This is a genomic window from Streptomyces sp. SID13031 (assembly GCF_010548305.1).
Taxonomy (GTDB): Bacteria; Actinomycetota; Actinomycetes; order Propionibacteriales; family Kribbellaceae; genus Kribbella.
On the sequence record NZ_JAAGLV010000001.1, the window covers coordinates 452804 to 470599 of the forward strand.

The window sequence follows — 17796 nt, forward strand, 5'->3', positions numbered from 1 at the left end:
GAGGTTCCTTCGAATGTACAGATCCGGTGATCAGCTCCGACCTAGCTGTGAAGGCCCCCGGCAGCGGCGTCCCGAGCAGGAGCGTGGATCGATGGAAGCGTTGAGTTTGATCCTGAGCGTCAAGATCGTCGCCGACGACGTGCGGCACTCCTCGAGCGGTTACGGCGAAGTACGCCGTACTGCGGACGAAGTGCGAGCCCAGCTGCAAGCCGAGCGCCGGTACCGTCCGTGGAGCGCTCTCCGGCGGAGGGTCATGGCACTGCGAAGTCGTCGTTCGGCTGGTACTGAACAGGTCGTTACCGGCCTCCGTCTCGTGGCACAGTCCTCGGGTGAGCGAAGAGACCAATACTGACCGGGCCGCAGTGCTGCTGGCGGCGTACGACGATCAGCTGCGCGGCGGCGCCGAGGCGGCCGATGTGCCGACGAGCAGCGACGGACCCGTTATCCGGGTGGAATACCTGACGCGCGGGTTCGTCAGCTACCGCTCTCTTGAGGGGCTCGACGGTGCCGAGTTGGACGCGCTGATCGCTCGCCAGCGCGACTGCTTCGCAACGAAGAACCAGCCCGTCGAGTGGAAGACCCGCGGACACGACCTACCGGCCGACCTGCCTGAGCGACTGATTGCGGCCGGGTTCGTGCCCGAGGAGCGGGAGACCGTCGTCATCGGCGAGAGTGCCGAGATCGTCGAGCGGCTGGCTGGTCGCGATTCCGTCGAGGGTGTGACGATTCGGCGTACCGAGGAGAAGGCCGACTTCGAGCGGATCGCCGCGATGGAGTCGACTGTCTGGGCTCAGGACTGGTCCTGGCTGACCGACGACCTGGTGAGCCGGCAGGCGACCGGCCTCACCGACATCTTCGTGGCGGAGGCGGGTGGCGAAGTGGTCTCGGCCGCTTGGGCGGTTTACAAGAAGAACACCGACTTCACCGGACTATGGGGTGGCTCGACGCTCGCAGCGTGGCGGGGCAACGGCATCTACAAGGCGCTGGTCGCCGTCCGCGCCGCCCGTGCGGTCGAGCTCGGCTACCGCTACCTGCAGGTCGATGCCTCGGGCGACAGTCGCCCGATCCTCCAGCGACTCGGATTCCTCGCGATCACTACGACCACTCCGTACGTCTACACGCCCGGGAACTGATACACAGGAGGGATGCACCAACTCCGCGCGCTGGGCATCTCCGCCGAGGCCGAGGCGATCTACCTCGACCTGATGGCCCGCGGTACGTTGAGTGTCGAGGAACTCACGGCGAGTGGCGATATCGCAGTACTGGAAGGGCCGTTGGGGGAGTTGGCCGCGATCGGGCTGGTGGAGCGGGCCGATGGCAAGGTACTTCCGCAGCCGCCGCATCTGGCGATGGAAGCGCTCGCCCAGCGGCACACGAGAGAAGCCGATCTCGCCCGGGAGAGCGCTGCCTTGCTCTCCGATCTCTGGACGGCGGGGATCGGTCAGCAGACGTACGTCGAGTTGCTGCCGTCGGCCGAGACGGCGCGGGCGGTGCTCAACCAGGTACAGGTTGACGTGCAGCACCAGGTGCGGGCGATGACGGTGGGCAATCTCGCGTCCCCGGATCACCAGATCGTCGACGGGCTCTTCGACGCGCTCGGCCGTGGAGTGAGCTACGAGGTGATCTACGGGACGCGGGTGCTGCAGGATCCGGCTGCGCTCCGGATGGTCCAGCTCTGCGTCGACGCCGGTGAGCAGGCGCGGGTGTTCCCGCAGGTGCCGCTCAATCTGACCATCGTCGACGACCGCTGGGCGTTGCTCTCCGCGCGGACCACGGCCGGCGAGATCACGAGTACGGCGGCGATGGTCGTGCACCACTCGCCGTTCCTGACCGGCCTGGTCGGCGTGTTCGACGCGTTCTGGCGGATGGCCGTGCCGATCACCAGCGGGACCGACACGAGCGACGCGGTCGGAGCGCCGTCCCTGGAGACGAAACGGTTGCTCACGTACCTCAGCGCCGGCCTGACGGACGAGTCGATCGCGCGCGAGTTCGGCGTCAGCGAGCGGACGATCGCCCGCCGGATCAGCCGCCTGCAAGAAACGCTGGGAGCCCAGACCCGCTTCCAGCTCGGAGTACAGGCCAGTCGTCAGAAACTGCTCTAGACCAGAGCCCTGTCGAGAACGCGAGATCGGCTCCGACGTTGCTGCTGAGCGACCCCGGTAGGGGACGAACGAGAAGGAGTGGGACCGATGAAATACATGCTGCTGATGCACTCGAACAAGCAGGGCTGGGACGAGATGCCGAACGTGTGGTCGCCGGAGGACATCGGGGTGATGGTCAAGTACATGCAGCAACTGGACGACGACCTGCAGAAAGCCGGAGAGCTGGTCGAGACGCGCGGTCTGTCCGGCCCCGACGCGATGCGGACCTACCAGGCGCAGGACAACGGCGAGCCGATCATCACCGACGGACCCTTCGGTGAAACCAAAGAGGTCCTGGCCGGCTACTGGGTAGTCGACGTCCCCTCCGAAGAGCGCCTCCTGGAGATCGTCCACCACATCTCCATCACCCCGGGCCCCGGCGGCCGGCCCCTAAACCAGGCAGTAGAAATCCACCCCGAAGGCGTCGCCCCGGCCTGAGCGGCACCCTGCTGACTGAAGCGCGGAGGTCGATAGACCTAGTTGGGAAGGGCGGGGGCGCGGAGTTTCGCGATGATCAGGTTGGCGACGGCGGCCATGCCGGCTGGGGTTGGGTGGTACGGGACGCCTCGGCCGGGGCCGAAGTGGAAGCCTGAGGTCCATGGCTCGGCTGAGCCCACCGCGTGTGACAGGCCGGCGGCCGAGGCTTCGATGAGCTCGGTGCCGGTCTTCTCGGCGGCTGTGGCGTAGGCCCTGGCCAGGCCGTCGGCCATCATCACGACGCTCGGCAGTTGTTCCTCGTTCAGCGGTACGTCGAGACGCGGGCGGGTGCCCGGGCCGGCGACGGTCAGGTAGTCGACGAGCAGGATCCGGCTCTGGGGAGCGCGATCCCGGATCGCGGTGACGATCTCGGTGAGGGAGGCGGCGACCGCGTCGTACTCGGCTGGGGCCTTGAGGTAGCTGACCCGGGCCCTGATCCGGTTGGCGACGCGCTTGCCGAGCAGGGTGGCCGGCTTGGCCAGGGTGTTCATCAGGCTGCCCCGGATGAAGGTGCCGATGTACTCCAGGTCGTTGCCTCCGGCAGTGATCGTGACGAGGGCCGTATCGGGGCCGACAGCATCGATCTGCGGGGCTGCCTCGTCCTGGCGTTCGCGCAGGATATTGGCCGTCGTCGCGCCGCTGTACGTGACGTCGGTCAGCTCCAGGCCGAGCGCTTCGGCGACGAGATGCGGATAGTTCCGGGCGGAGCGGCCGGCGGCCTTGTCGACGATCGGCTTGATGCCGGGGCCGGCGGCGAAGGAACTGCCCAAAGCGACATAGCGACTGCCTGCGGTGATCACGCGATGACGATACCTGGCACGATGAATCGTCACAGCCCACCTGGCTGTCCTGTCTCAGCTGTGTCCAAACCCTGCAAGGAAAGGAATCAACCCCATGCGTGGAGCAACTCGGGGAATCCGCCGGGCCGCCCTGGCCGGCGTCGCCGCGGCCGGCCTGGCCCTGGTGCCCGCCGTCGCGGACGCCACCCCCGCCGCCGGCGTCACGGGCCGGATCATCAGCCAGCACACGGTCGGCGGCAAGGACTACATCCTGCGGGAGATCACCATCGCGCCTGGTGGCAAGACGGGCTGGCACTTCCACGACGGCACCCTCTACGCCTTCGTTGCCCAGGGCACGTTGACGCACTCGGACTCGTCCTGCCAGACCGACGGCATCTACCGGACCGGTGCCGCCTTCACCGAACCCAGTGGCGCGAACCACGTTCACATCGGACGCAACCTCGGCAAGAAGGCCGTCGTTCTGGACGTTCTGTACGTCCTCCCGGCCGGCGCTCCGCTCTCGGAGGACGCGCCCAACCCGGGCTGCGACTTCGAGTGATGCTGCCCCGGAAGGGCGGGTGATCCCTGCCCTTCCGGGACGCTCGGCCGGGCCGCCGGGCAGTCCTCGACCCGGCTGTATAGTTGCCAATAGTTCACTGGTTAACGATGAGGTGGGGTCGTGGCGGCTGATCCGCATGCGGAGATCCGGGAGCGCTGGCTGCGCGCGCGGCCGGAGCTGGACTTCGGGCCCGCCGAGTTGTTCGGGCTGGTCAAGCACACGCAGGCGATGCTCGACCTGCTGCTCGAGCCGGTGTTCGAGGCGGCGTCGTTGAGCTCCGCGGAGTTCGACGTGCTCTTCCAGCTCAGGCACGCCGGCGAGCCGACCATCGCGCGCCGGCTGGCACTGTCGATGGGCCGCTCGCCGGCCGCGCTGAGCAAGTCGCTGGCGAAGCTGGAGCAGCGCGGAATGGTCCGCCGCGAGGCGAACCCGTCGGACCGCCGGGCTGCCCTGGTCGCGATCACCGAGGCGGGCGAGGCCGCGGTCGACGAGATCTTCCCACGCCGCCTGACCCTCGAAGGAGAGGCCGTCGCGAGCCTCACGCCCGGCGAGCGAGCCGATGTCGCCGCGGCCCTCCAACTCCTCAGCCAAGCCGTCGAATCCCATGCCCGCCGCTGACCAGCGGTCGACGTACTGACGGCTCCGCTTTCCTCAGCCGAGCCGTCGAATCGCGCGCCCGCGGCTAGCCGGCGGGCGATGTGCTGCGTCGGGTGCCGGCCGCTCAACGGTGTACCGGACGCTTGGAATTCACGTCGATCGGCTCCCGCTGAAGCGGTGAGTTCGGCGGGCGGCATACTCACCCGGGTGAGCGACGAGTTCGGGGTTGGCGGGATCAGAGAGCGCGTGCTGGCTGCGTGGGCGGCGGCACCGGTTCGGTTCAGGGAGGATGCCAACGCCGAGGAGGATCTGGCGCTCGGCGGATACCTCGATCGGGTCGTGGTCGAGCTCGCCCAGAACGCGGCGGATGCGGCCGCTCGGGCAGGCGTGCCGGGCCGGGTGCAGTTCTCGCTGCGGAGCGGGACGCTGGTGGTCTCGAACACCGGTACGCCGCTGACCGCCGAGGGCGTCGAGTCGCTGGCGACCCTTCGCGCGTCGGCCAAGCGAGACGACTCAGAGAGCGCTGTCGGGCGATTCGGCGTCGGCTTCTCGGCCGTGCTCGCGGTGACCGATGAGCCGGTGATCCTGTCGCGCTCTGGTGGCGTCCGCTTCTCCCGCGCGGACACCGCGGCGGCTGTTGCCGAGGCGGGCGTGCACTCGCCGGGACTGGCGACGGAGGTACGCCGGCGCGACGGCCAGGTCCCCGTACTACGCCTGCCGTTCGAGGCTGAGGGCGAGCCACCGGAGGGCTACGACACCGCCGTGATCCTCCCGCTTCGCGACGAAGCGGCGGCCGAGCTGGTACGCCGGTTGCTCGCCGAAGCCGGCGATGCGTTGCTGCTCGCGTTGCCAGGCCTGGAGCGGATCGAGATCGACGTCGACGGCGTGACGCGCGTACTCGCCGGTGTCGAGTCGCGCTGGTTCGTCCAGCGCGCGTCCGGTGTACTCGACGTCAGCGACAGAGAGCGCTTACTCGCGGACCGCCCCACCGAAGAACGCGCCCGCCCGTACTGGTCCATCCTCTGGGCCCTGCCGCGTGAACTGGCGTCGAGCGATGAGCTGCCCGGGGTCGTGCATGCACCCACTCCCACCGACGAGCCGCTTTCGCTGCCGGCGTTGCTGTTGGCAACCTTTCCGCTCGATCCGTCCCGTCGGCACGTGGCCACCGGGCCGTTGACCGACCGGCTGGTCCAGGAGGCGGCGACGGCGTACGCGGAACTTCTCCGTAGTCGTGCCGAGGACAACGCGAACGTCCTGCCGCTCGTGCCGACGGGGTTGGCAGCGGGAGCACTGGATCGCGCTCTCCGGGACGCGATCCTCGCCGCACTACCCGGTACGCCGATCGTGCGCGCGGTCGAGGACGGCACGCTGCTCCGACCCCGTGATGCCGTCGTCGTAGAGGGCTCCGACGATGCGTTCAACGTCGTGCTCGCCCCGATCGTGCGCGGGCTGATCGGTTCACCCCGCCAGGACCGGACGGCACTCGATGCCCTGGGCATCCGTCGTCTCGACCTCGCCGACCTGATCGACCAGCTCGGTTCCGCTGCCGCCGCCGAACCGCCCACTTGGTGGCACGGCGTCTATGGAGCGCTCTCCGCGATGGTCACCGAGCCGCTGCTCCGCGAGTCCCTCGGCACCCTCGCCGTCCCGCTCGCCGACGGGCGACTGGTGCGCGGCGTCCGCGGTTTGCTCCTGCCCGGCAACGAGTTGCCCGCGGACGTACTCGCGATCTTCGGCGAGTACGGCGTACGGGTCGTGCATCCGGAGGCCGTGCATCCTTCGCTGGAACGCCTGGGAGCGCTCCCCATGTCTGCCCGCGCATTGCTGGAAGACAGCGCCGTACGAGTCGCCGTCGAGCACTCCGCCGAGGCCGATGACCCCGATGTCATCGCCGATGCCGTGCTGACCGTGGTCGCCGCAGACGTCTCGCAGGCAGAAGGCCTGTGGTGGTTGTCCGACCTCGTACTACGAGACGCCGAAGGCGAGCTCGTCCCGGCGAACTCACTGGTCATCGCCGGCTCGGACGCCGCCGCGGTACTCGACGAGGAAGAGGTCGCCCAGCTAGCCCCGGCGATCGTCGAGCGCTACGGGCTGGAGGCGCTCGAGGCGATCGGCGTACTCAACTCGCTCGGCACGGTCTCGGCGTCGGACGTGACCCTCGACGAGTTGCCCGAAGCCTTGGTGGATCTGGACGGGATCGAGGACTGGGCAGACGACGTTGCACCCGACGGTTCGCGCTACGGCGCAACGGTCGGTGAGCTGATCGGAGTCCGCGACCTCGACTGGATCGTCGACGACGCTTGGCCGCGAGTGCTCGGACTCTTCGGGACGTCGCCCGAGTTGCGGCGCGCTCTCGTGGAGACGGTCCGCGTGGTCGGGCCGGACGATCGCCCGCACGGCGCGCCGTCGTACACGGCGTGGTGGATCAGAGAGCGCGTTCTGCTCGAAGACGGTGAGCCGCTGGCGGGTCGCGCCGATCCGGAAGCTGATCCGATCCTGGCGAGCTTCCTCGACAGCGCGCCCGACTGGACTGCTCAGCTGGATCCCGAGGTGCGGACCGCGGTCGGCCTCGTGCGCGTCGTCAGCGATCTGGACGCCGCCGGGGTCGAGCTGCTGCTGGACCGGCTCGCGGATCCTGACCGGGAGGTCGAGGAGAGCGCGATCCTGCGGCTGTGGAGTCAGCTCGGGATCCACGAGGCCTACCCGGGGGAGACCCCGGACGACGTCCGGGTGCTGGACGGCAGCGGGCGCACGAAGGTGATGAGCGCGGGCGACGCCGTGGTCGCCGATGCGCCGATGTGGTTGCAGCGCAACGATCTCGGTGGCTTCGTGGTCGCCTCCGGTGCCGCGGCGGACGGCCTGAGCGACCTGCTCGACGTACCGATGGCGCAAGAAGTTGCCGAAGGCAAGATTGATGGCGAGGGCACCGCGGCCGACGTCCCGGATCTGGTCCGTGAGCTGGTGCCGGAGGCGCCGGACACGTGGTGGGAGCACGAGGAGTTGCTCGTCGACGGCGTCGAGGTCTCCTGGTGGGTCGACGAGAACCGCGAACCCCACGCGGCCACCTTCGACGGCCTCGCCAAGGCACTCGCCTGGGCATCAGGCCGCTGGGACCAGCGCCACGTCATCCGAGCAGTCCTCAGCGAGCCGGGCCGCTCCAGCGAACTTCGCCTGGACGCCACCTTCGACTAGCCACCGCTCGGCGGTGCCAGCACCTAGGGCTCGAGTGGACGGCCGTAGGTGATGGCGGCTAGGACGGGCTGCGGCGCCAGAGAGCGGTATCCGGCGTCCGGGCGCGATCCGAGCGCATCATTGATCGTGGAGAAGGCGATCCGTAGTGCGACGAATGCTGTGATCCCGAAGATCTGCGGGTCGCTCCAGCCGGCTGCTCGAAGACTGCGCACGTCGGTGGCCGTGGTGTTGTTGGGGTCGCGGGCGACCTTGCGGGCCCAGTCGGCGAGAGCGTGTTCGGCGGGGGAGAGGTGCGTGTCGTCGCCTCGGAGTACGGAGGCTGCGGTCTCCGCGCCGGAAACCGTGGACAATTTGGTGCCCCAGGCAACGGAACAGTACGAGTCGCCGAGCGCGGAAACGCAAGCCGTCACCAGGATCCCGCGTTCACGGAAGCTCAAGCCGTGCTCTCGGACCAGCTCACCGAGCAACCCGAAGATCTGCCGCTGCAACGCCGGCTGATGCGCCCACAGCCGCGAGGCGTTCATCACGAACCCGAGTTCTGCCAGGTCCTCGGCGAATCCCTCCTCGGCCTCGGCCGTCGGCACCGCCCACTCGATGAAGCTCATCACGCCGCCTTCCGCGCCAGATACCCGGTGACCGCGATCTCCGCCCGCAACGGCAACCCCTCGCGAACGCGCTCCCGCCCGTGAGCAACCGCTCTCTCGAGAAACTCCGCCTCACCGACGTTCTGGATCGCCTCGTACGCCGGTCCGGTGGCGGCCAGCGCCCGCGCGTAAAGCTCCGGATCCGCGAACTCCCAAGCGAACGGCACCGCCACCCGCTCCACCTCCACGAACCCGAACCGCCCGAGCAGTTCCTCCCCGACCCCAGGCCGCCCGAGCGACACCATGGTCGCCTGGTTCCGCACCTTCACGTCAGACGCCAACCGGAACGGCTGCAGAGCCCACGCCCCCGGCGACTGCTTGAGATGCCCCCACACCGTCAACCCGACCCGGCCACCCGGCACCAGCACCCGATGGATCTCGGCCAGAGCGGCAGGCGTAGTGCCCCAGACTCCCCGGAAGCTGGTCACCACCTCGAAGTTCTCATCCGGCCACGGCAGTGCATGCATGTCACCCACCCGTACGTCGGAGTCCGGGTTCCGATCGCGTGCCACCGCGACGAGCCGCGACGACGCATCGATCCCCGCGCACCGAGCACCGCGCGCTCGGGCCAGCTCAAGCGAAAGCCCGGCCCCACAAGCGATATCGAGCAGCAGATCGCGCTCTCCGACACCCAGCCGATGATGCAGGGCGACATACTCGCGACAGTTGGACGGCTCGCTCAACGTCGCGAAATCGGCAGCCCGCCGCCCCCAGCCCTCGTCGACCACGGTCCAGTCCGCAGCAGCGGCGCCGGTCGTCAGATCGCCCTCAGGAATCCCCTGAAGTGTGTTCATCATTCCCCCTGAAGAAGCAGATTGGTCAGTGCGGGATTGTCGATCGCAGCGCCGAGCAAACGCGCCGAAGCGGTGGCCGACGAGTCGCCGAGCCGCGCCTGGTGCAGCTTGGCGCGGACCATCAGTTCCCGCATCTCGCAGCGCGCCGCCAGCGTGGCGAGTTGCGCCACCAATGGCCGGGCACGTTCGTCGTCGTCGCGCGCCAACGCCGCAGTACAGGCTGCATCGAGGACATAGGCGTGCACCCACTGGTAGCGATCGGGCTCGCGCGCCGCCCGGCTCGCCGCTTGCGTGAGCCACTCGGTCGCGCCCGCATGGTCCCCGCGATCAGCGCTGAGCAGCCCGAGCCCGCGGCCCGCCATCCCTTCCCAGCAAGGGTCATTGAGCTGACAGCCGAGCACCCACGCCTGCTCGAATCCGTCGGCGGCGGCTTCGAGGTCACCGGCGTACAGGGAGAGCTCGGCGTCGAGCGCCTGCGGAAACGGCAGGAAGGCGATCCAGCGCTCCTGCCTGATCAGGTCGAGCGACTCGCGCACGATCGTCGTCGCCTGGCTGTACTCCGCGCGGAGCAGATGCGCGCGACCCATGAGCGCCAATGACCACGCCTGTTGCCGGCGATCCCCGCAGCGCGCGGCCGTGTCGACCGACTCGCCCAAGTGCTCGAAGGCCGCCGGATAGTCACCCTGATCGGACGAGTTCATCCCCCGTACGCCGAGGATCGCCGCGTGCTCCCCGTCGGTCTCGGCGAGCGCCTCCGCTTTCCTCAGCCAGTTGCCCGCCGTCTGACGCCGCCCGGCCTGTACTTCGACGAACCCGAGCTCGCGATGGGCGAGCACCGACGTACTCCGGTCGCCCGCCTGCTCGGCGATCAGGATCGCCTCGTGCAAGACGATCGCGCCCTCTTCGTCGTGACCGCGGATGGCATGGACGAGAGCGCCGCCGAGAGCCGCGAGAGCGCGACCTCGTAGTACCGCGTCGTGGCAGTGTTCTGCCTCAGAGACCGCTCTCCTGAGGCACTGGAGACCGGCATCGACCGCGCCTGCTGCGATCGCCGCCCGCCCGGCCTCGAGCTGGCTCGCCGCCGCTGCCCGGCCGCCCAGAGGCGGCCCGGCGATCGAGCCGGGGCCCACCGCCGACGCTTCCCGCAGAGCCGAAGATGCCTGCAGCCCGAGCTCACGCCGCAAAAGGTCTTCACACACAGCGATCTGCCGGAGCGCCGCAGTGCGGTTCCCCGAGATCGCGAGGCTGCGGACGAGTAGTTCGTGGTTGCCCTGTTCCAGCGGGTTCAGCGCGACAGCCTTGGACGCGTAGGCGACGGCATCGGCGGCCCGCCCTCCCGCCACCAGCGACACCGCGGTCTCCCGCAACCGCCCCTCGATCGCGGCCGAGAGCCGATGCCGCTCGACCAGCAACCAGGACTCGTACTCCGGGCAGGATGCGAGGTCCACCCCATCGAGCAGCTCGCCGCTGAAGTCCAGCAGCGGTTCCGGATCGGCCGAGTCCTCGGTGACCACCAGAACGTCCGCAGTGGTGTCGAGACCGAGGGTGAGAACCAGGGGATCACCGGTGATGACATCCCCACCGCCGAGTGCTCGCCGCAGCTCGGCCAATGACCAGCGCAAGGCGCCCAACGGATCATCGGCGTCCGCGAACAGCAGCTCCGCCAGCCGTTTGCGGCTCGGCGGTCGATCAGACAGTAGGAGGTACGCGAGCAGCGCCCACGTCTTGCGCCCCCGCGGCGGGCGAGTCGCCCCTCCGACCTGCTCGATGGACGGCGACCCCAGCAACCGGATCTTCGCCATCTGTCCCGCCCCCTCCCGAAACCTCAGTGTGGCGCACTCGCCTCCCCTGGGCGAGCGCGCCACAGCTTCTGAGTCAGCGCCTGATGCCGACGGCTTCCAAGTACTCCGCGTGCGCCGCGACCGTGCCGTCATCGGCCTGGTTGTGACCACGCGGTACTTCCGCAAGGTCGGCCGCGAACGCGACCAGCTCCTGGTCGGGCAGAGTCCCCGCGAGGCGGGTGATCGGTCCGTAGTGCTGGCGGAACCACTCGGAGAAGTGCTCCGGGGAGTGGTACCTGAACACGTACGAGCGCTTGGTCAGGCCGACCCACTCGACGCGGTCCCCGAACAGTCGGGACAGGTGCTCCTCGTTGCCCCACAGCGTCGCCGGCTGTACTCCGGCCGGCGGCGGCGCCCACTTGCCGACCGTGCGGAACAGGTCGCCGATCATGCCCTCCGGCGTCCAGCTTGCCAGCGCGATCTTGCCGCCCGGCTTCGTCACCCGGACGAGCTCGTCCGCGGCCTGCTGATGATCCGGCGCGAACATCACCCCGACAGTGCTCGCCACCAGATCGAACGCGGCGTCCGGTACCGGCAGTTTCTCCGCGTCGCCTTCCAGGAAGGTCACCGGCAAGTGCTCGGCAGCGGCCCGCTCCCGGCCCTGCGCCAGCAGGTTGACCGCATAGTCGACCCCGGTCGCGTCGGCGAACCGCCGGGCCGCGGCCAGCGCGACATTCCCTTGCCCACAAGCGACATCCAGCACCGTCTGACCAGCCCGGACGTCGGCCGCCTCGACGAGCAGCTCGGCGATGATCTGCAGCGTGTTGCCGACCCGCGGATAGTCGCCGGTCTCCCACCCGGCCCGCTGCTTGGCCTTGATCGCCTCGAAATCGATTGCCGTCCCCGTCACATCCGTACTCATCCGCTTCCCCTTCGCCCACTGAGTCGCGCCCCCCAGCGACGCCACCGCCCTCCGCGGTGTACCCCGATCAGACCGGTCGACCGTGTGACGAGCCGTGTGAAAGCGCAGTGCGCCGCGGGTCAACCGCTACAGCGCTTTCGTTGTCAGGGTTGATATATCGACTGATCAGCGCGTTTGGAGCGTCCGTTGTCGGCCAGGTGCAAAGTCTTGCCAACGTTGTCATCGTTACTTATAGTCCGAGAAACGTTTCCAACGGTGACAACCATCGTGAGGCAAGTGAAACGGAGGTGGCTTCCATCACATCGGTCCGGCCATGCGCCGGGTGAGGAGAGTCCGGTCAGGACTCGGATCGAAGGGAACCACATCGTGAACGATGCGCCGCGCCCGCAGTTCGAAGACGTCGCCGAGGTCGTCCGGCACCAGCTCAGCCGTCGAAGTGTGGTCGGAGGGGGAGCAGCTGCGATGGCCGCCTTCCTGGCCGCCTGTTCCGGCGGCGGCGGGTCGTACTCCGACAAACCGGCCAACAAACCCGCCGCGACCAAGTCGATCCAGATCGGCAAGGCCAACATCCCGGTACCGCGGGACCAGACCGTGATCGTCGGCCAGGTCGAGTACACCGTGTTCGACAGCTTCAACGGGATGATCCCGAACGGGGCGCCCAGCGGTGCGGGCTTCGAGATCTGTCGCGAGGCGATGTTCTACCTGAGTTTCGCCACCGGTGAGCTGAAACCGTGGCTGGCGACGGCGTACAAGTACAACGACGCTCACACCGAGCTGACGATCAACTTCGATCCCAAAGCGAAGTGGAACGACGGCCAGCCGCTGACCGCGAACGACTTCAAGTTCACCGTCCTGCTGCTGAAGGACCGTCCCGATCTGTTCGGCGGCGGTGGTGAGCTGAAGGAGTTCGTCAAGGAGATCAAGATCCCCGACGAGCACACCGCGGTGATCACGCTGACCAAGGCGACGCCCCGGTTCCACTACAACTTCATCGCCGCGATCGCCGGCGGGTTCGACATCCTTCCCGAGCACATCTGGAAGGGGAAGGACCCGACCAAGTACAAGGACAGCTCGCCGGTACGGACCGGTCCGTACAAGCTGAAGCAGGCGATCCGGAACCAGAAGATGTTCGTCTGGGAGAAGAACCCGGACTACTGGGCCAAGGACAAGCTCGATGTCGGACCGCAGTACGTCGTCTTCCAGAGCACGTCGAAACAGGCCGACCAGGCCGCGCTCGCGTTCGAGCGGGCCGAGTTCGACGTCGGCTCGATCGACGAGCAGCACGCGAAGCAGTTGCGCAACGGCGGCTACCCGAACCTGCAGACCACCCAGTTCCACGACCCGAACCCCCGGGTGATGTGGCTGAACTGCGATCCGTCCCGCGGGGTGATCGCCGAGGAGAAGATGCGCTGGGCGATCAACTACTGCCTGGACCGGGCGAAGATCGGCAAGTCCATCTGGCCGGTGGAGGTGCCGGCCGCGATCTACCCGTGGGCCGACTACCCGACCAACGACAAGTGGAAGAACGACGAGCTGGCGGACAAGTACAAGTTCGAGTTCAACCCGCAGAAGGCGACCGAGCTGCTGGACGAGATCTGCCCGAAGAACTCGGCCGGCAAGCGGATCTACAAGGGCAAAGAGGTCAACCTCGAGATCATCACCGCCTCGCCGGTCGACGGCGGTGAGTACGCGATCGCGAACGTGCTGAAGACCGATCTGGCCAAGGTCGGCGTACCGGCCACGCTGCGCAGCCTGTCCGGCAGCGTGCACGGCGAGAAGTTCGAGCGCGGCGAGTACGACATCGACTCCAACTGGGCCGGGTTCGCGTTCGACCCCGCGCAGATGTACTCCGACTGGGAGAGCAGCCGGGCGCAGCCGATCGGCAAGAACGCGGCCGGCAAGAACAAGATGCGCTTCAAGGACGCGGCCTTCGACGAGCTGTCGCACCAGCTGGCCGCGATGGACCCGACCGCGGCGGAGGCGAAACCGCTGCTGGACCAGGCGCTGGAGATCTACTTCCAGAAGCTGCCGCTGCTGCCGGTGATCCAGACCGGCTACCCGTCGTACTTCAACACGGCGTTCTGGACCGGCTGGCCGACCGACGACGACCTGTACGAGGTACCGCTGAACTGGTGGCAGCACTTCATCTTCGTGCTCGGCAAGGTCAAGGCCACCGGGCAGAAAGGGCCGGCGTGACGGCTGAGGCGCCGCCCGTGGTCGCTGTGGAGAAAGCCAAGGTGTCCGCGCCCCCGTCCGGGGTGCGCGCCTGGCTGTCCCGGCATCCGCTTGCGGCGTACGCCGGCCGCCGTTTCGGGCTCTATCTGGTGGAGTTGTGGGGAGCGCTCACGATCGCGTTCTTCTTCTTCCGGCTGATGCCCGGTGACCCGATCCAGACGCTGATCCAGAGCCTGCAGCAGAACTACGTCTACAACCAGCAGGCCAGCGTCGAGATCATCGCCCGGTACCAGCACGAGTTCGGTCTCGACGGCAACCTCTTCACCCAGTACCTGAGGTACATGGAGAAGCTGATCCTGCACGGCGATCTCGGGCCGTCGCTGATCAACTACCCGACGCCGGCGCAGGACGTGATCCTGCGCGCGCTGCCCTGGACCATCGGTCTGCTCGGCATCTCGGCCGTACTGTCCTGGGTGATCGGCATCGTCGTCGGCGCCATCGCCGGCTGGCGGCGGGGCAAGGCGGGCTCGGCGATCATCACGAACCTGTCGATCGCCCTGGCCCATGTGCCGTTCTTCTTCGTCGCGCTGATCCTGGTCTACGTCTTCGCCTACACCCTCGGCTGGTTGCCGGCGCGCTCGGCGTACGACTCCAACATCAATCCGGGGATCTCGCTGGACTTCATCGGCAGCGTCCTGAAGTACGGGTTGTTGCCGGGGTTGTCGATCGTCGGCATCGGCGCGATGGGCTGGATCCTGTCGACGCGGATGCTGATGGTCCCGGTGCTCGGCGAGGACTACCTGGTGTATGCCGAAGCGAAGGGCCTCAAGCCCTGGCGGATCCTGACCCGCTACGCGTTGCGCAACTGCTACCTGCCGCAGGTGACCGCGTTCGGCATCTCGCTCGGCTTCATCTTCAACGGCAACGTGCTGGTGGAGCAGCTGTTCAACTACCCCGGTCTCGGTACGACCCTGGTGACCGCGATCCAGCAACTCGACTTCAACACGATCCTCGGCGTCACCGATATGGCGATCTTCACCGTGCTGACCGCCGTCCTCCTGCTCGATCTCCTTCTCCCGCTGCTTGACCCCCGCGTCAAGTACTGGAAATAGGCGCCATGAGAATCCTGAACGCAGTACTGCGAACAGTCCGCAACAGCCGCCGGCTCGCGACCGGCTTGGTGATCCTCGCCCTGATGGTGTTGCTGGCGTTGTTCAGCCCGTTGATCGTCCACGCGATCGGTGGCGGGACGGACCCGATCGAGTTGGCGGCCTACGAGAAGTGGCTGGTGCCGTCGGGGGACCACGTGCTCGGGACCGATCAGTTCGGCCGGGACGTGCTCGCGATGGTGGTGAGCGCTCTCTCGGTCTCCCTGCAGATCGGGGCGATCGCCGGGGTCATCTCGACCGTGGTCGGGGTGGTCGTGGCGTTCGTGGCCGGCTACAAGGGTGGCTGGATCGACAACGTTCTCTCGACCTTCACCGGGATCCTGCTGGTGATCCCGACCTTCCCGTTGCTGATCGCGCTCTCGGCGTACGCGAAGAACGTCTCTCTGTTCCAGGTCGGCGTGATGATCTCGATCTTCTCCTGGCCGTTCGCGGCCAAGACGATCCGTTCCCAGGTGCTCAGCCTGCGCTCTCGCCCGTACGTCGATCTGGCCCGGGTCAGCAAGGCCCGCGACATGGAGATCATCGTGACCGAGCTGCTGCCGAACCTGCTCCCGTTCATCGGCGTCGGATTCGCCTCGTCGGCGCTCGGCGCGATCTTCGGGCTGGTCGGCCTCGAGGTGATCGGTCTCGGCCCCGGCGGCGTGATCGACCTTGGCCAGATCATCTTCAACGCGATCAACACCGGCGCGCTGACGCTGGGCGCCTGGCCGATGTTCGTCGTACCGATCGTGTTGCTGACGGCGCTGTTCGCGGCGCTGAACATGATCAACATCGGCCTCGAAGAGGTCTACAACCCGCGGCTGAGAGGAGTGGCCGGTGAGTGAGGAGACCGTACTGGAGGTGTCCGGCCTCGAGGTCGTCTACTCGACCAACAAAGGTGACGTGAAGGCCGTGCAGGATCTGAACCTGTCCGTCCGCCGCGGCGAGATCCTCGGGATCGCGGGGGAGTCGGGCAGCGGTAAGTCCACGCTCGCGGTGGCGCTGCTCCGGCTGCTCAAGCCGCCGGGCAAGGTGACGGCGGGTTCGGCGATCTTCCACCGCAAGGGCGGTTCGCCGGTCGATCTGCTGAAGGTACAGGGCGAGGAGCTCCGGGTTCTGAGATGGAGCGCGCTCTCGTATCTGCCCCAGGGCTCGCAGAGTTCGCTCAACCCGGTGATGCGGGTGGAGGACCAGTTCAAGGACGTCATCCTCGAACACGCGCCTCAGCGCAAGGAAGCGCTCTCCGAGCTGATCGCCAAGTTGCTCGACCAGGTCGGTCTGGAGCCGCGGGTGGCCCGGATGTACCCGCACGAGCTGTCGGGCGGGATGAAGCAGCGGGTGCTGATGGCGATCTGCGTCGCCCTCGAACCCGACCTGGTGATCGCCGACGAACCGACCACCGCGCTCGACGTGACGATCCAGCGGGTGATCCTGCAGAGCCTCGCCGATCTGCGGCGCGACTTCGGCGTCACCTTGATGGTGATCTCGCACGACATGGGGGTGCACGCCCAGCTCGACGACCGGGTGGCGGTGATGTACGAGGGCCGGCTGGTCGAGGTCGGCGACGTCCACCAGGTCTTCAAGGATCCCCAGCACGACTACACCCGCCAGCTGATCGACTCGATCCCGCGACTCGGAAGGAGGGCGTCATGAGCGCCGGCAAGGTGATCGAGCTGCGCGGCGTACAGCAGCGCTTCCACGCCAGAGGGACGCCCGACGGTTATCTGACCGCGGTCGAGGACGCCAGCTTCCGGCTCGACGCGCACCCGCCACAGGTGGTCAGCCTGGTTGGCCAGAGCGGCAGCGGCAAGAGCACGATCGCGCGCAACATCCTCGGCCTGCAGAAACCGACGGCCGGCTCGATCACCTACGGCGGCAAGGACATCTTCAAGCTCAACCGCGCCGAGTACGACGAGTACCGCCGCAACGTGCAGCCCGTCTTCCAGGACCCGTACTCGATCTTCAACCCGTTCTACCGGGTCGACCGGGTGCTGTGGAAAGCGGTGAAGAAGTTCCAGCTGGCTTCGACCCGTGAGGCGGGCCTGGCGCTGATCGAGGAGTCCCTCGAAGCGGTCAGCCTCGACCCCGGTCGCGTCCTGGGCCGGTACCCCCACCAGCTCTCCGGCGGCCAGCGGCAACGAATCATGCTGGCCCGCATCCACATGCTCCGCCCGGCCTTCGTGATCGCCGACGAGCCCGTCTCGATGCTCGACGCCCAGATCCGCAAGATGTTCCTCGACATCCTGCTCGACTTCCAGCGCGCGCACGGCATGACGACGCTCTTCATCACCCACGACCTGTCCACCGTCTACTACCTCGGCGGCCAGGTGATGGTCATCAACAAGGGCGAGATCGTCGAACGAGGCCCGGTCACCGAGGTCATGCACACCCCGACCCACCCGTACACCCGCCTCCTCCTCGACTCCATCCCCGCCCCCGACCCCGACGCCCGCTGGACCACCCGCATCACCATCCACGAGTCCGGCGTCACCCCACCCACAGACACCGCCCAGGAAGCCACCCCGATCATCTAGCTGTCCGAGCCCACCAGTGGTGGGCTCGGTCGGTGGAGCGCTTGTTTGATTCA

The 17796-nt window shown here is 67.7% G+C and carries 16 protein-coding genes; 11 read left to right on the forward strand and 5 right to left on the reverse strand.

Annotation, left to right across the window (positions count from 1 at the left end; translation table 11 throughout):
- Nucleotides 1–329 precede the first annotated feature (329 nt).
- The 3 genes from G3I17_RS02030 (at nucleotide 330) to G3I17_RS02040 (ending at nucleotide 2579) form a co-directional block, all read left to right on the forward strand.
- On the forward strand, nucleotides 330–1133 hold the full coding sequence (locus tag G3I17_RS02030; RefSeq protein ID WP_343238184.1) for a GNAT family N-acetyltransferase: 804 nt from the start codon (nucleotides 330–332) through the stop codon (nucleotides 1131–1133).
- A gap of 12 nt (nucleotides 1134–1145) precedes the next feature.
- A complete protein-coding gene (locus tag G3I17_RS02035) occupies nucleotides 1146–2102 on the forward strand; it encodes a LuxR C-terminal-related transcriptional regulator (RefSeq protein ID WP_164593325.1) in 957 nt (318 codons plus the stop codon).
- 87 nt (nucleotides 2103–2189) lie between these two features.
- Nucleotides 2190–2579 carry a YciI family protein gene (locus tag G3I17_RS02040; RefSeq protein ID WP_164593326.1) on the forward strand — a complete coding sequence of 130 codons (390 nt, stop codon included), beginning with the start codon at nucleotides 2190–2192 and terminating at the stop codon, nucleotides 2577–2579.
- A 38-nt stretch (nucleotides 2580–2617) separates the two neighbouring features.
- Here G3I17_RS02040 and G3I17_RS02045 read toward each other — a convergent pair whose 3' ends face one another.
- Nucleotides 2618–3418 (reverse strand): SGNH/GDSL hydrolase family protein, encoded by an 801-nt coding sequence (locus G3I17_RS02045; RefSeq protein ID WP_203589609.1) that lies wholly within the window; start codon nucleotides 3416–3418, stop codon nucleotides 2618–2620.
- 94 nt (nucleotides 3419–3512) lie between these two features.
- On the opposite strand from G3I17_RS02045, the gene G3I17_RS02050 reads away from it, so the two are divergent.
- The 3 genes from G3I17_RS02050 (at nucleotide 3513) to G3I17_RS02060 (ending at nucleotide 7745) form a co-directional block, all read left to right on the forward strand.
- Nucleotides 3513–3956, forward strand: a complete 444-nt coding sequence (locus tag G3I17_RS02050; RefSeq protein ID WP_164593328.1) for a cupin domain-containing protein — start codon at nucleotides 3513–3515, stop codon at nucleotides 3954–3956.
- Nucleotides 3957–4076: 120 nt separating this feature from the next.
- Nucleotides 4077–4574 carry a MarR family transcriptional regulator gene (locus G3I17_RS02055; protein ID WP_164593330.1) on the forward strand — a complete coding sequence of 166 codons (498 nt, stop codon included), beginning with the start codon at nucleotides 4077–4079 and terminating at the stop codon, nucleotides 4572–4574.
- A 186-nt stretch (nucleotides 4575–4760) separates the two neighbouring features.
- Nucleotides 4761–7745 carry a molecular chaperone Hsp90 gene (locus G3I17_RS02060; protein WP_343238185.1) on the forward strand — a complete coding sequence of 995 codons (2985 nt, stop codon included), beginning with the start codon at nucleotides 4761–4763 and terminating at the stop codon, nucleotides 7743–7745.
- Between the two features lie 23 nt (nucleotides 7746–7768).
- Here the strand turns inward: G3I17_RS02060 and G3I17_RS02065 are convergent, their stop codons facing one another.
- The 4 genes from G3I17_RS02065 to G3I17_RS02080 all read right to left on the reverse strand — a co-directional run bounded on the left by G3I17_RS02065 (nucleotide 7769) and on the right by G3I17_RS02080 (nucleotide 11886).
- Complete coding sequence (locus tag G3I17_RS02065) at nucleotides 7769–8350, reverse strand: hypothetical protein (RefSeq protein ID WP_164593332.1); 582 nt, start codon at nucleotides 8348–8350, stop codon at nucleotides 7769–7771.
- The gene (locus G3I17_RS02070; protein ID WP_164593334.1) at nucleotides 8350–9183 is read right to left on the reverse strand and encodes a class I SAM-dependent methyltransferase; all 834 of its coding nucleotides are present in this window, start codon (nucleotides 9181–9183) and stop codon (nucleotides 8350–8352) included. The genes G3I17_RS02065 and G3I17_RS02070 overlap by 1 nt, the downstream gene beginning before the upstream one ends.
- Nucleotides 9183–10985, reverse strand: coding sequence for a BTAD domain-containing putative transcriptional regulator (locus G3I17_RS02075; protein WP_164593336.1), 1803 nt, complete (start codon nucleotides 10983–10985; stop codon nucleotides 9183–9185). The genes G3I17_RS02070 and G3I17_RS02075 overlap by 1 nt, the downstream gene beginning before the upstream one ends.
- 73 nt (nucleotides 10986–11058) lie before the next feature.
- On the reverse strand, nucleotides 11059–11886 hold the full coding sequence (locus G3I17_RS02080; protein ID WP_164593338.1) for a methyltransferase domain-containing protein: 828 nt from the start codon (nucleotides 11884–11886) through the stop codon (nucleotides 11059–11061).
- A gap of 366 nt (nucleotides 11887–12252) precedes the next feature.
- Here G3I17_RS02080 and G3I17_RS02085 point away from each other — a divergent pair, with 366 nt between their 5' ends.
- From G3I17_RS02085 to G3I17_RS02105, 5 genes are read left to right on the forward strand one after another with little or no spacing between them, the layout of a single operon-like run.
- On the forward strand, nucleotides 12253–14082 hold the full coding sequence (locus G3I17_RS02085; protein ID WP_164593340.1) for an ABC transporter substrate-binding protein: 1830 nt from the start codon (nucleotides 12253–12255) through the stop codon (nucleotides 14080–14082).
- The gene (locus G3I17_RS02090; protein ID WP_164593342.1) at nucleotides 14079–15173 is read left to right on the forward strand and encodes an ABC transporter permease; all 1095 of its coding nucleotides are present in this window, start codon (nucleotides 14079–14081) and stop codon (nucleotides 15171–15173) included. The genes G3I17_RS02085 and G3I17_RS02090 overlap by 4 nt, the downstream gene beginning before the upstream one ends.
- 5 nt (nucleotides 15174–15178) lie before the next feature.
- Complete coding sequence (locus tag G3I17_RS02095) at nucleotides 15179–16054, forward strand: ABC transporter permease (protein ID WP_164593344.1); 876 nt, start codon at nucleotides 15179–15181, stop codon at nucleotides 16052–16054.
- Nucleotides 16047–16862, forward strand: a complete 816-nt coding sequence (locus G3I17_RS02100) for an ABC transporter ATP-binding protein (protein ID WP_164593346.1) — start codon at nucleotides 16047–16049, stop codon at nucleotides 16860–16862. Before G3I17_RS02095 ends, G3I17_RS02100 begins: the two co-directional genes overlap by 8 nt.
- Complete coding sequence (locus G3I17_RS02105; RefSeq protein WP_164593348.1) at nucleotides 16859–17743, forward strand: ABC transporter ATP-binding protein; 885 nt, start codon at nucleotides 16859–16861, stop codon at nucleotides 17741–17743. Before G3I17_RS02100 ends, G3I17_RS02105 begins: the two co-directional genes overlap by 4 nt.
- The last annotated feature ends 53 nt before the right edge of the window (nucleotides 17744–17796 follow it).

Coding starts and splice junctions, on each gene's coding strand:
- G3I17_RS02035 (WP_164593325.1), top strand. CDS start 1,146: ATGCACCAACTCCGCGCGCTGGGCATCTCCGCCGAGGCCGAGGCGATC.
- G3I17_RS02040 (WP_164593326.1), top strand. CDS start 2,190: ATGAAATACATGCTGCTGATGCACTCGAACAAGCAGGGCTGGGACGAG.
- G3I17_RS02050 (WP_164593328.1), top strand. CDS start 3,513: ATGCGTGGAGCAACTCGGGGAATCCGCCGGGCCGCCCTGGCCGGCGTC.
- G3I17_RS02065 (WP_164593332.1), bottom strand. CDS start 8,350: ATGAGCTTCATCGAGTGGGCGGTGCCGACGGCCGAGGCCGAGGAGGGA.
- G3I17_RS02070 (WP_164593334.1), bottom strand. CDS start 9,183: ATGAACACACTTCAGGGGATTCCTGAGGGCGATCTGACGACCGGCGCC.
- G3I17_RS02075 (WP_164593336.1), bottom strand. CDS start 10,985: ATGGCGAAGATCCGGTTGCTGGGGTCGCCGTCCATCGAGCAGGTCGGA.
- G3I17_RS02080 (WP_164593338.1), bottom strand. CDS start 11,886: ATGAGTACGGATGTGACGGGGACGGCAATCGATTTCGAGGCGATCAAG.
- G3I17_RS02095 (WP_164593344.1), top strand. CDS start 15,179: ATGAGAATCCTGAACGCAGTACTGCGAACAGTCCGCAACAGCCGCCGG.
- G3I17_RS02105 (WP_164593348.1), top strand. CDS start 16,859: ATGAGCGCCGGCAAGGTGATCGAGCTGCGCGGCGTACAGCAGCGCTTC.